The sequence below is a fragment of the Pseudoxanthomonas suwonensis genome, from assembly GCF_010093235.1.
Taxonomy (GTDB): Bacteria; Pseudomonadota; Gammaproteobacteria; order Xanthomonadales; family Xanthomonadaceae; genus Pseudoxanthomonas; species Pseudoxanthomonas suwonensis.
Window position 1 is genome coordinate 23,274 of sequence record NZ_PDWP01000001.1, and the last position, 12,632, is coordinate 35,905.

The following is a 12,632-nucleotide window of genomic DNA, read 5'->3' on the forward strand; positions in this document are numbered from 1 at the left end:
AGCACCACCCTCCCACAGCAATCCCGCTTCAGCCGTTGCCTTTTCGAATCACTAATCACGAATCACCAATCCCGGCTCTTCCACGAATCACCAATCCCGGCTCTTACTCAATGTTCTGGACCTGCTCGCGGATCTGGTCGATCAGCACCTTCAGCTCCACCGCCGCCGCGGAGGTGCGGGCGTCGACCGACTTGGAGCCGAGGGTGTTGGCCTCGCGATTGAACTCCTGCAGCAGGAAATCGAGCCGGCGGCCCACTGCCTGGCCCTTCTGCGACAGGATCCGGCGGATCTCGGCGATGTGGCTGCCCAGCCGGTCCAGCTCCTCGTCCACGTCCAGCTTCTGCAACCACAGCACCAGTTCCTGCTCGGCGCGGCCTGGATCGACCGGATGCGGCAGGTCGGCCAGGCGCGCGGCGAGCTTGGCGCGCTGGCCCTCGCGGATGTCCGGCACCAGCGCGCGGACCTCGCCGGCGATGCGCTCGACCGCGTCCACCCGCTCGCGGATCGCGGCGGCCAGGGCGGCGCCCTCGCGCTCGCGGGCGGCGATGAACTCGTCCAGCACCTGGTCCAGCAGCTCCAGTGCCTGCGCCTGCAGGGCCTCGCCATCGGCGACCGGGGTCTGCAGCACGCCGGGCAGCTGCAGCAGGTCGGTGAACTGCACCTGCAGGTTCGGGAACTGCCCGCCCAGGCGCCGGGCCAGCTCGCCCAGCTGCCCCAGCAGCGCCTCGTTGACCGTCAGGCTGGACGCGGCCTCGGGCGCGCGCAGGCGCATCACCAGGTCCAGCTTGCCGCGCTGCACCCGCGCAGCCACGCGTTCGCGCAGGACCGGCTCCAGCGTGCGCAGCTCGTCGGCCAGGCGCAGGCCGGTCTCCAAGAAGCGGTGGTTGACCGAGCGCAGTTCGCAGGAAAGCGCGCCCCAGGGTGTGCCGCGTTCGCCGCTGGCGAAGGCGGTCATGCTGCGGATCATGTGGGAATCCGTCTTTGACAGGGAGCGAATGTTAATCTAGCCGGCCCGCCGCGGCCCCCTCCCGCCTTCGCCGGCCCTGCCGCGACCCGCCGGGACCGCCTACCGGAAACCACTCCATGACCGTCGTCCGCCCCAGTGGCCGCGCCCCCGACCAGCTGCGCCCCGTGCGCATCGAGCGCGGCTTCACCCGCCATGCCGAAGGCTCCGTCCTCGTCAGCTTCGGCGATACCCGCGTGCTGTGCACCGCCAGCATCGACAACAAGGTGCCGGCCTTCCTGCGCGGCAAGGGCGAGGGCTGGGTAACGGCCGAGTACGGCATGCTGCCGCGCTCCACCCACACCCGTTCCGACCGCGAGGCCGCGCGCGGCAAGCAGGGCGGACGCACGCTGGAGATCCAGCGCCTGATCGGCCGCACCCTGCGCGCCTGCGTGGACCGCGGCGCCCTGGGCGAGCGCACCATCACCCTGGACTGCGACGTGCTGCAGGCCGACGGAGGCACCCGCACCGCCGCCATCACCGGCGCCTACGTGGCACTGGTCGATGCCGTGCGCTGGCTGCAGGCGCGTGGCGAGATCAAGCGCGACCCGGTGTTCGGCGCGGTCGCCGCGGTTTCGGTGGGCGTGTACAAGGGCGTGCCGGTGCTGGACCTGGATTACGCCGAGGACAGCGACTGCGACACCGACATGAACGTGGTCATGAACGACGGCGGCGGCTTCATCGAGTTGCAGGGCACGGCCGAGGGCCATGCCTTCCGCCGCGACGAGCTCGACGCGCTGCTGGCCCTGGCCGAGACCGGCATCGGCCAGCTGCTGGAACTGCAGCGCCAGGCGCTGGCCGGCTGAGGCGGGAACAGGCAATGAAGCTGGTCCTGGCCTCCTCCAACCGCGGCAAGCTCGACGAGTTGCGCCACCTGCTGGCCGGCAGCGGCATCGAACTGGTCGCACAGTCGGACCTGGGCGTCGAGGACGCCGAGGAAACCGGGCTCACCTTCATCGAGAACGCGCTGATCAAGGCGCGCCACGCCTGCCGCGTCACCGGCCTGCCCGCCCTGGCCGACGACTCCGGCCTGTGCGTGGACGCGCTGGGCGGCGCTCCGGGCCTGTACTCGGCGCGCTATGCCGGCGAACCCGCCGATCCACGGCGCAACATCGACAAGCTGCTGGCCGCCCTGCACGGGGTGGACGACGCGCGCCGCGGCGCCCACTTCCAGTGCGTGCTGGTGGTGCTGCGTCATGCCGAGGATCCGCAGCCGCTGCTGGTCGAGGGCCAGTGGCGCGGCTGCATCATCCATGAGCGCCGCGGCGAAGGCGGCCATGGCTACGACCCGGTGTTCCTGGATCCGGAACACGGCCAGACCGCGGCGGAAATGCCGATGGAGCTCAAGAACCGCATCAGCCACCGCGGCAAGGCGCTGGAGCTGCTGCGCGCGCGCCTTCCGGAAATGCTTGGCTGAGCGCACCCGCGCGAGCCCTCCGCCATGCCAGACCTGATCCCGCCGCCACTGTCGCTGTACGTGCACCTGCCCTGGTGCGTGCGCAAGTGCCCGTACTGCGACTTCAATTCGCATGGCGCCAGGGGGGAGCTGCCGTTCGACGACTACGTCGCCGCGCTGGTGCGCGACCTCGAGCACGACCTGCCGCTGGTCTGGGGCCGCACCGTGCACAGCGTGTTCTTCGGCGGCGGCACGCCCAGCCTGTTCCCGGCCGCGGCGATCGAATCCATCCTCTCCGCGGCTTCGGCGCGACTGCGCTTCGCGCCCGATGCCGAGATCACCCTGGAAGCCAACCCCGGCACCGCCGAGCACGACCGCTTCGAGGGCTATCGCGCCGCCGGCGTGAACCGGATCAGCTTCGGCATCCAGAGCTTCGACGACGGCTGCCTGCAGCGGCTGGGGCGGATCCACGACAGCCGCGAGGCCGAGGCCGCGGTGAAGCTGGCCCAGGATGCCGGCTTCGACAACCTCAACCTGGACCTGATGTACGCCCTGCCCGGCCAGGACCTGGCCATGGCCGAGCGCGACCTGGAACGGGCCTTCGCCCTGCAGCCGGCGCATATCAGCCACTACCAGCTCACGCTGGAGCCGAACACGGTGTTCTTCGCCCGGCCGCCGCAGGGCATCCCGGACGACGACCTGGCCTGGGACATCCAGGAACGCTGCCAGGCCCTGCTCGCCGAGGTCGGCTACGGCCACTACGAAACCAGCGCCTATGCCCGCCCGGGCCGGCAGTGCGCGCACAACCTCAACTACTGGCGCTACGGCGATTACCTGGGCATCGGTGCCGGCGCCCACGGCAAGATCACCCTGGGCGCCGAGCAGGCGATCCTGCGCCGCTGGAAGCACAAGCACCCCGCGATCTGGATGGCCGCCGCCGGTACCGGCCAGGCGATCGGCGGCGACGACCGCATCGCCCCGGAACAGCGTCCGTTCGAGTACATGCTCAACGCCCTGCGCCTGCACGAGGGCTTTGCCCTGGCCGACTTCGAGGTGCGCACCGGCCTGCCGCGCGGGCGCATCGCCCCGGCCCTGGAACAGGCCCGCGACCAGGGCTGGCTGCAGCTCGACGCGGACCGGGTCGTGCCCACCGCGCTGGGCTGGCGCTTCGCCAACGACGTCATCTCCCTGTTCCTGTGAGTGGGCCCGGGGGCGCCGGCCAGCGGAACGCACATGCCGGGCCCGGGGAAACGTGCTAAATACGGCGCCAAGGGGAGAGCACGGTCACAGAATGCATGCCACGATCCGACCAATGCCGGGTGAACCGGCAGGCCCGGCACTGGCGGACGCCGCCTTGCCGCCGCGCGTCCGCGCCATTCTTGGCCAGGTCCGGGCGCTGGCTGCGGGCGAACTCGGGCCTCCGCTGGAAATGGCGCTCGACGCGCTGGAGGCCCAGCTGTTCGAGCAGGCCGAATCCGCGCGCAACAGCCACGAACAGGCCGAGCGCCTGGATGCGCTGCGGCAGCTGCGCCAGCACCGCGCCGCCTTCGTGCCACGGTTCCTGGGAAACCTGGAGGCGTCGCTGGCAACGCTGCGGACGACGCCCCCGGCCGTGGCAACGGCACCGGGGCCGGGCGAAGCGACCCCGGCCCTGGCGCTGATCGAGGACAACGAGCTGGATCGCGCCATCGTGCTGCGGGAGGTCGCACGGCGACAGGTGCAGCGCGGCGGCAACGAGCTGCTGCTGCTTGCCCAGCGTTTCGCCGTCCTCGCCGCGCGCCCCGCATTCGACCTGGAGGAGCTTCCGCTGGGTCCGCATGCGTTGTGCCAGTGCCTCGGCGCGGCCGGCGAGGTCCTGCAGCTTCCGCTGCAGGCGCAGCTGCTGCTGTACCGCCAGGTCGAACGCCACGTGATGGATCGGCACGGCGATTTCGCCCAGCGCCTCAACGCCCTGCTCGACCAGGCCGGCGTGCTGCCGGGCCTGGTGTACACGCCCTACCGCCCTGCGCGCGCGTCGGCCGCGCCACGCCGGGCCCCGCCGGCCGCGGGTGTCCCACGGCACCGCCCGATGACGGGCTGGCACGGCCAGGCGCGCGGTGCCGCCTGGGGCCGCGTCCTCGCCGGCCTCGCCGCATCGGCCATGCCGGCCCCCGCGGGCGCCCCGCAGCCCGGACCGTCCAGCGCCGACACGGACGGCACGGCGGGGTCGCAGGAGGCGGCCCGCGAACAGGAGGGGACGGCGGAGGCCTTCGCCGCCATGCGCCAGCTGCTGTCCGCACGTCGCCACGCGGCCACGGGCGATGGCGTTCCGGCCGCTGCCCATGGTGGCCCGCAGGTGCTGCCGGCGCAGGTCGTGAACCAGGTGCTGGGCAGCCTGCAGTCGTTGCCGCTGGCGCGCGCCCGCGGGCAGCGCCGGCGCACCATGGAGGACGTACGCGAGGCCACCCTGGCGCGGCTGCGCGCCGAGCACGGGCCAGGGGTAACCCTGCCGCAGGAGCAGGAGGACGCCTTCGAACTGCTGTCCATCCTCTACCGCGAGATCGACCGCCAGGTCCGCCGCGATGCGCCGGCCCAGGACCTGCTGGAACGGCTGCAGGTGCCGGTGGCCCGCGCGGCGCTGCAGGACCAGGCATTCTTCGTGGCCGAGCGCCATCCGGCGCGTGAACTGCTCAACACCGTCGCCGAATCCGGTGCCGCCTGGCTGGGAGAGGAGGATGCCGACCCGCAGCTGGTGCAGCGACTGGAGCAGGTCGTGCAGCGCGTGGTCGAGGCCTTCGACGGCGACCCCGCCGTGTTCGAGCTGGCCAACCAGGAGGTGCAGGAGCAGCAGCGCGCCGCGCTGCGCAAGGCCGAAGTCAGCGAGCGCCGCCAGGTCGAAGCCGCACGCGGTCGCGACCGCCTGGCCGGCGCCAAGCACCAGGCCGACGCCGCGATCCGCGCCAGCCTGGCCGGGCGCAAGCTGCCGCAGTTCGCGCAGGCCCTGCTCAACCAGGCCTGGGCCGACGTGCTTACGCTCACCGCACTGCGCCATGGCGAGGACTCGCCCGAGTGGCAGGAGCGCATCGCCGCAACCACGCGCATCGCCGAGGTCACCTGCGATCCCGGGGCGGCACCGGACCCGGCACTGGGGGCGCAGATCGAGACCGCGCTGCGCCAGGTCGGCTACCACGACGAGGAAGCCGGGGCGATCGCGCGGCGCCTGTCGCGCAGCGCGGACGACGAGGTCACCTCGAAGACCGAGCTCACCGCCCGGCTGAAGGCGCGTGCCCGCCTGGGCGAGGAGGCCGCCCAGCGCAGGGAACCGCTGCCCCCGCGCAGCGCCGCCGAACAGGCCTGCTACGACCAGGTCCGGGTATTGCCGTTCGGCACGTGGTTCGAATTCGCAATAAACCAGCAGGGCGCGGTGCGCCGGCAGCGGCTGTCCTGGTACAGCCCGGTCACCGACAACGCCCTGTTCGTCAACTCGCGCGGGCAGAAGCTCGGCGAGCAGTCGCTCGACAGCCTTGGCCGGATGATGGCCGCCGGCCAGGCGCGCATCGTCACCGAGGAGCGCGGCCGCCTGGTCGACCGCGCCTGGCATGCCACGCTGCGGGTACTGCGCGGGCTGGCCGGACGCCCTGCGCCGGAAACCAAGGGAGCCGGGGCATGACCGGGGAAGCACGCCGCCTGCCGCGGCGCCAGGTAGCCGGCAGCGTGCCGGTAGCGGACGTGATGGGCGGCCAGGTCGTCGGCCACCTGGGCAACCTGTCCGAAGGCGGCCTGCTGCTGCTGGCGACCCAGCCGTTGTGCGAGGACGCGCTGTACCAGCTCGAATTCGCGCTCGACGGCACGACGATCGGCGTGGGTGCGCACCTGCTGTGGTCGGCGCCGGCCAACACGCCCGGACAGGCCTGGTGCGGCTTCCGCTTCCTGACCATCTCCGAGGTGCACCGGGCGCGCGTGCGTGCCTGGGTCGAATCCGGGGCCTGAACGGCGGCGGGCAGCCCACGCCCGCGCTGGGGCAGAATGGCTGCTTTCCGCCGCAACGTCCCCCGGATGAACGCCACCGACATCGCCGCCCTGTATCCCCAGCACCTGGCCACCCTCTGTGCGCGCGCCGACGAGGCGCTGGCGCGCTGCGGCCGCGAGCACCTGCTGGTGCCCAGCGGCCGCCGCCACTACCAGGTCTTCGACGACCGCGACTACCCGTTCGCGGTCAATCCGCACTTCAAGCACTGGGTACCGCTGACCACGGTGGCCGACAGCTGGCTGGTCCATACCCCCGGCCGCAAGCCGCGGCTCATCTACCTGCAGCCGCGCGATTACTGGCACGTGGTGCCGGAGGCGCCCAGCGGCTGGTGGGTGGACCACCTCGAGGTGCAGGTGATCCGCACCCCGGAGGAGGCCCTGCCGCTGCTGCCGCCGGCCGCGCGCAGCGCGATCATCGGCGAGGCCAACAGCGCCCTGGGCGACTACGTCCCCGACAACCCGCAGGCGGCGCTTGACTACCTGCACTACCAGCGCTCGTACAAGACCCCGTACGAGATCGCGCTGATGCGCCAGGCCCAGCGCCGCGCAGTGCATGCGCATCGCGCCGCCGAGCGCGCGTTCCGCGCCGGCGGCAGCGAGTTCGAGATCCACATGGCCTACTGCGCGGCCGCGCAGCAGGACGCCACCGAGGTGCCGTACCAGAACATCGTCGCGCTCAACAGCCACGGAGCGGTGCTGCACTACACCGAGCTGGACCGCGAGGTGCCGGAGCAGCGGCTGAGCTTCCTGATCGATGCCGGCGCCAGCCACTGCGGCTACGCCGCCGACATCACCCGCACCTACGCGGCCGAGCGCAGCGGCGAATTCCAGGCCCTGATCGACGCGGTCGACGCCGTGCAGCAGGCCATGTGCGCCAGCGTCCGCCCCGGTACCGACTACCGCCAGCTGCACGTGGACGCGCACCTGGCGCTGATGGGCATCCTGCGCGAGTTCGGCGTGCTGAAGGTGTCGCCGGAGGCGGCGCTGGCCAGCGGCGTGAGCGCGGCGTTCTTCCCGCACGGCCTGGGCCATCCGCTGGGCCTGCAGGTCCACGACGTGGCCGGCTTCGCCGCCAGCGACCGCGGCGGCACGATCGACCGTCCAGCCGGCCATCCCTACCTGCGCATGACCCGCGTCCTGGAGCCGGGGATGGTGGTCACCATCGAGCCGGGCCTGTACTTCATCGACATGCTGCTGGACGAGGTGAAGGCCAGGGGCCATGCCGACGCGGTGGACTGGGCGCGGGTCGACTTCTTCCGCCCCTATGGCGGCATCCGCATCGAGGACAACGTGCTGTGCACCGGCGACGCGCCGGAGAACCTCACCCGCGCCGCGTTCGCCGCCTGAGCTGGCGGCAGGCGGGGAAAGCGAAGGGCCCGCTTGCGCGGGCCCTTCGTCGTTCCATCCATCCGCTCAGTTCGGGATGAGCGTATTGATCACGTGCTCGAGGTATTCCTCGAATTCCTCGTGGGTCATCTTCGGCTGCTGCGGGCGCAGCTGCAGGAAGCCGACGTAGGCCGCGTAGGTCAGCCGCGCGCGGTTCACCGCCTCGGTGCGTCCGAGCCCGGCCTGGCGGAACGAGGCGGTGAGGTAGTCCTGGCGGCGCTGCGAGACCCGCTGGATCACCGGGCCCACGGCCGGATGCTCCAGCGCGCGCAGCAGCTCGCTGTAGATGGCGTGCGGCTTGGTCTCGTGGCCGACCAGCTGGAACAGCTTGCGCAGGCGCTCGCGCGGGTCCGGCACTTCCTCCAGGCTGCCGAACACCTGCTCCTGCTCGACCTCCTCCCAGCGCTCCAGCGCGGCCTGCAGCAGCGCGTCGCGCGAGGGGAAATGCCAGTAGAAGCTGCCCTTGGTCACGCCGAGGCGGCGCGCCAGCGGTTCCACCGCGACGGCGGACACGCCCTGTTCGGCGATGACGTCCAGGGCGGCCTGCGCCCAGTCGGAGGCGCTGAGGCGGGCGCCACGGGCAGGCGTGGCGGACGGGGTGACGGGCGCGGTGGTGGTATCCATGCGCCGATTTAACCATACGGCGAGGTCCGTTGCAGTACGCCGTTTCCACGGAAACCGAGCCCTGACAGGGGCTTGCATACCGGGCGCGCGGACCATACGGTCGATGCTGCACTGCCATACGCATTCGTATTGACTTTGCGCGAAACGCATCCATACCATTCGGTATGGTCTCTCCCCCATCCCCTGCCACCGGCAGCCACGAGCTGCGCCTGTCCGGCGCCGGCCTCGAACTGGCCGCGACCTGCCATGGCGCCTGCGATGCGCCGGCCACCGTGCTGTTCGCGCACGGCTTCGGCCAGACCCGTCGCGCGTGGACGGCCAGTGCCGCCAGGGTAGTGGCGCAGGGCTACCGCGCCCTGGCCTACGACGCCCGCGGACATGGCGGTTCGGACCGCAATCCCGCCGACCAGGCCTATACCGCGCAGCAGTTCATAGACGACCTGATCGTGGTCGCCGGCGAACTGCCGCAGCCGCCGGTGCTGGTGGCCGCCTCGATGGGCGGGCTGTTCGGCCTGTCGGCCGAGGCACGCTGGCCGGGCCTGTTCCGGGCCATGGTGCTGGTGGACATCACCCCGCGCTGGGAGCCGGAAGGCATGCAGCGCATCCTCGGTTTCATCACCGCCTTCCCGGACGGCTTCGCCTCGCTGGACGCGGCCGCCGACGCGATCGGGGCATACCTGCCCGGACGCGCACGCAAGAGCGAGGCGGCACTGCGCGAAGTCCTGCGCCAGCAGCCGGACGGCCGCTGGCACTGGCACTGGGACCGCCGCCTGGTGGACGAGCTGGCCCGCGACGGCGAGCGCCACCAGGAAGACCTGGCCAACGCCGCCCGTGCGGTACGCTGTCCGCTGATGCTGCTCAGCGGCGGGCGCAGCGACCTGGTGTCCGACGACACCGTCACCGAGTTCCTCGGGCTGGCGCCACATGCGCGCCATGTCCGGATCGCCGGCGCCACGCATATGCTGGCCGGCGACGACAACGACCGTTTTACCGCCACCCTGCTGGACTACCTGGGCGAACTGGACGGCATGGGACCCACCGGCCGTCGCGCCGCGTCCTGTGATCCAGCGTCCGTCAACGGAGCTTTCCCATGAGCATTGCCGCGCCAATCCTGGCTTTCCTGCTGATAAGCGGGTTTGCTGCCTACCACCGCATGCGCCTTGTCACCTGGACCGTGCTGCAGGCCATCGCCCTGGCGGCCTGCTGGTACCTGGGCGCACACCAGACCACCACCCTGGTGATGGCAATCATCACCGCGGCCATCGCCGTGCCGCTGCTGCTGCCGTTCATCCGCAAGCCGCTGATCGTGGGCCCGCTGCTGAGCGTGTTCCGCAGGATCCTGCCGCCGCTGTCGCAGACCGAGCGCATCGCCCTGGAAACCGGCTCGGTCGGCTTCGAAGGCGAGCTGTTCACCGGCGACCCGGACTGGCAGAAGCTGCTCGACTACCCCAAGCCGCAGCTCACCGCCGAGGAGCAGGCGTTCCTCGACGGCCCGGTGGAAGAGCTGTGCCGGATGATCAACGACTGGGAACTGACCCACGTCCACGCCGACCTGCCGCCGGAGCTGTGGGACTTCATCAAGAAGAACAAGTTCTTCGGCATGATCATCCCGAAGGAGTACGGCGGCCTGGGCTTCTCCGCCCTGGCGCACCACAAGGTCATCCAGAAGATCGCCTCGATCTCCTCGGTGGTCAGCTCCACCGTCGGCGTGCCCAACTCGCTGGGCCCGGGCGAGCTGCTCAACCACTACGGCACCAAGGAGCAGAAGGAGTACTACCTGCCGCGCCTGGCCGTCGGCGAGGAAGTGCCGTGCTTCGGCCTGACCGGCCCGTTCGCCGGCTCCGACGCCACCTCGATCCCGGACTTCGGCATCGTCTGCAAGGGCGTGTGGAAGGGCCAGGAAGTGCTGGGCGTGCGCCTGACCTTCGACAAGCGCTACATCACCCTGGCCCCGGTCGCGACGCTGATCGGCCTGGCCTTCCGCATGTACGACCCGGACGGCCTGATCGGCGACACCAAGGACATCGGCATCACCCTGGCGCTGCTGCCGCGTGACACCGAGGGCGTGGAGATCGGCCGTCGCCACTTCCCGCTGAACTCGCCGTTCCAGAACGGCCCGATCCGCGGCAAGGACGTGTTCATCCCGCTGACCCAGCTGATCGGCGGCGCCGAGAAGGCCGGCAAGGGCTGGAACATGCTCAACGAGTGCCTGGCCGTGGGCCGCTCGATCACCCTGCCGTCCACCGCCTCCGGCGGCTCCAAGTTCGGCGCCCGCGTGACCGGCGCCTATGCGCGCATCCGCAAGCAGTTCGGCCTGTCGGTCGGCCGCTTCGAGGGCGTGGAAGAGGCCCTGGCCCGCATCGGCGGCAAGGCCTACACCGTCAGCGCCCTGTCGCAGGCCACCGCAGCGGCCGTCGACCGCGGCGACGTGCCGTCGGTGCCGTCGGCGATCGCCAAGTACCACTGCACCAGCATGGGCCGCGAGATCATCTCCGACACCATGGACGTGATCGGCGGCAAGGGCATCATCCTGGGCCCGCGCAACTTCGCTGGCCGCAACTGGCAGGCCGCCCCGATCAGCATCACGGTCGAGGGCGCCAACATCATGACCCGCAGCCTGCTGATCTTCGGCCAGGGCGCGATCCTGTGCCATCCGTGGGTCATGAAGGAGATGAAGGCCGCCCAGGAGAAGGACCGCAAGGCCGCCGTCGCCAGCTTCGACGAGAGCCTGGCCGGCCACGTCCGCTTCGGCTTCTCCAACGCGGTGCGCTCGTTCTGGCTGGGCCTGACCGGCTCGAAGTTCGGCAGCGTCCCGGGCAACGACTACACCCGTCCGTTCTTCCGCAAGCTCGACCGCTACTCGGCCAACCTGGCGCTGATGACCGACGTGTCGATGATGCTGCTGGGCGGCAAGCTGAAGTTCAAGGAGTCGCTGTCCGGCCGCCTGGGCGACGTGCTGAGCCACCTGTACATGGCCGGCGCCGTGCTCAAGCGCTACCACGACGAGGGCACCCCGGAAGCGGACAAGCCGCTGCTGGCGTGGAGCATGTACAACAGCTTCCACGTGATCGAGAAGGCGCTGTCGGATGCGCTGCGCAACTTCCCGATCCGCCCGGTGGGCTGGCTGCTGTGGGCGCTGGTGTTCCCGCTGGGCCGTCGTGCCGAGGCCCCCGGCGACCGCCTGAACCACCGCGTCGCCTCGCTGCTGATGACCCCGAACGAGGCGCGCGACCGCCTGGGCCAGGGCGTGTTCCTGACCCCGTGCGAGAACAACCCCGGCGGCCGCATCGACAGCTACCTGGCGCGCGCCGTGCAGGCCGAGCCGGTGGAGCGCAAGTTCCTCAAGGCGCTCAAGACCAAGGGCATCGAGGCGCTGGAGTTCAACGCCCAGCTGGACGAGGCCGTGGCCGAGGGCGTGATCAGCGCCGACGAGCGCAAGCTGCTGGAGGAGCTGCGCGAGATCACCATGGACACCATCACCGTGGACGATTTCGACGTGCACGAGCTGCGCGCCGCCAGCTACTACGACAAGCACGGATCCGGCAGCCGCGCCGCGGCCTGAACCTGATCGACGAAGACGGCGGGCCTTGAGCCCGCCGTCTCCGTATCCGGCATCCGGAAAGGAGAGGACGATGTCCGATAACCCGCTGCTGCGCCTGTACCGCCGCATGCAGCGCTGGCCCGCCGGCCAGTGGCTGTTCTCGCGCGCGGTGTGCTTCAAGGCCCCCTACTTCGCCAGCATCTCCCCGCGCATCACCGTGCTGGAGCCCGGCCGCTGCGAGGGCCGGATCCACCACCGCCGCCGGGTGACCAACCACATCGGCACGGTGCACGCGATCGCGATGTGCAACCTGGCCGAGCTGGTGGCCGGACTGATGACCGATGCCAGCCTGCCGCCGTCGATGCGCTGGATCCCGCGCGGCATGGAAGTCGAGTACCTGAAGAAGGCGACGGGCACGATCCACGCCGTGGCCACGCCGGAAGCGGAGCTGGTGGAGGCGGCCGAGGGCCATGTCCTGCCGGTGCTGGTCGAGGCCCGCAATACCGCAGGCGAAACCGTGTTCCGCGCCCGCATCTCCATGTGGGTCTCGCCGCGCCCGTCGCGGTAGCCCCGTCGCCCGGACAAGCGCAGCGCATCCGGGCGACGCAAAGACCTCGCGCCGTGGGGACGCGGGGCGGTGGCGACGGCCCGGGCCTCGTCGCACGTCGGCCGCA

11 protein-coding genes are annotated in these 12,632 nt (G+C 71.1%); 9 read left to right on the plus strand and 2 right to left on the minus strand.

All coding sequences use genetic code 11. From position 1 onward, the window contains the following. Positions 1-103: 103 nt before the first annotated feature. Positions 104-967, minus strand: a complete 864-nt coding sequence (locus CSC68_RS00115) for a YicC/YloC family endoribonuclease (RefSeq protein ID WP_162201484.1) — start codon at positions 965-967, stop codon at positions 104-106. A 116-nt stretch (positions 968-1,083) separates the two neighbouring features. Here CSC68_RS00115 and rph point away from each other — a divergent pair, with 116 nt between their 5' ends. The 6 genes from rph (at position 1,084) to pepQ (ending at position 7,754) form a co-directional block, all read left to right on the plus strand. Next, positions 1,084-1,809 carry a ribonuclease PH gene (rph, locus tag CSC68_RS00120; RefSeq protein ID WP_162201485.1) on the plus strand — a complete coding sequence of 242 codons (726 nt, stop codon included), beginning with the start codon at positions 1,084-1,086 and terminating at the stop codon, positions 1,807-1,809. 14 nt (positions 1,810-1,823) lie between these two features. Further along, positions 1,824-2,420 (plus strand): RdgB/HAM1 family non-canonical purine NTP pyrophosphatase, encoded by a 597-nt coding sequence (rdgB, locus tag CSC68_RS00125; RefSeq protein ID WP_162201486.1) that lies wholly within the window; start codon positions 1,824-1,826, stop codon positions 2,418-2,420. Positions 2,421-2,444: 24 nt separating this feature from the next. Then, positions 2,445-3,599 carry a radical SAM family heme chaperone HemW gene (gene hemW / locus CSC68_RS00130; protein ID WP_162201487.1) on the plus strand — a complete coding sequence of 385 codons (1,155 nt, stop codon included), beginning with the start codon at positions 2,445-2,447 and terminating at the stop codon, positions 3,597-3,599. Positions 3,600-3,690: 91 nt separating this feature from the next. After that, positions 3,691-6,048: a DUF1631 domain-containing protein gene (locus CSC68_RS00135; RefSeq protein WP_162201488.1), complete on the plus strand. Its 2,358-nt coding sequence runs from the start codon at positions 3,691-3,693 to the stop codon at positions 6,046-6,048. Next, entirely contained in the window at positions 6,045-6,368 is a 324-nt protein-coding gene (locus CSC68_RS00140; RefSeq protein WP_162201489.1) for a PilZ domain-containing protein, read from the plus strand. The genes CSC68_RS00135 and CSC68_RS00140 overlap by 4 nt, the downstream gene beginning before the upstream one ends. A 66-nt stretch (positions 6,369-6,434) precedes the next feature. Continuing rightward, positions 6,435-7,754, plus strand: a complete 1,320-nt coding sequence (pepQ, locus tag CSC68_RS00145) for a Xaa-Pro dipeptidase (RefSeq protein ID WP_162201490.1) — start codon at positions 6,435-6,437, stop codon at positions 7,752-7,754. A gap of 66 nt (positions 7,755-7,820) precedes the next feature. Here pepQ and CSC68_RS00150 read toward each other — a convergent pair whose 3' ends face one another. Then, positions 7,821-8,417 (minus strand): TetR/AcrR family transcriptional regulator, encoded by a 597-nt coding sequence (locus CSC68_RS00150; RefSeq protein ID WP_162201491.1) that lies wholly within the window; start codon positions 8,415-8,417, stop codon positions 7,821-7,823. Between the two features lie 164 nt (positions 8,418-8,581). Between CSC68_RS00150 and CSC68_RS00155 the strand changes: the two genes are divergently transcribed. The 3 genes from CSC68_RS00155 to CSC68_RS00165 all read left to right on the plus strand — a co-directional run bounded on the left by CSC68_RS00155 (position 8,582) and on the right by CSC68_RS00165 (position 12,526). After that, a complete protein-coding gene (locus CSC68_RS00155; protein WP_162201492.1) occupies positions 8,582-9,511 on the plus strand; it encodes an alpha/beta fold hydrolase in 930 nt (309 codons plus the stop codon). Then, a complete protein-coding gene (locus CSC68_RS00160) occupies positions 9,508-11,979 on the plus strand; it encodes an acyl-CoA dehydrogenase (protein ID WP_162201493.1) in 2,472 nt (823 codons plus the stop codon). The genes CSC68_RS00155 and CSC68_RS00160 overlap by 4 nt, the downstream gene beginning before the upstream one ends. Before the next feature lie 70 nt (positions 11,980-12,049). After that, positions 12,050-12,526 carry a hotdog fold domain-containing protein gene (locus CSC68_RS00165; RefSeq protein ID WP_162201494.1) on the plus strand — a complete coding sequence of 159 codons (477 nt, stop codon included), beginning with the start codon at positions 12,050-12,052 and terminating at the stop codon, positions 12,524-12,526. Positions 12,527-12,632: the final 106 nt, after the last annotated feature.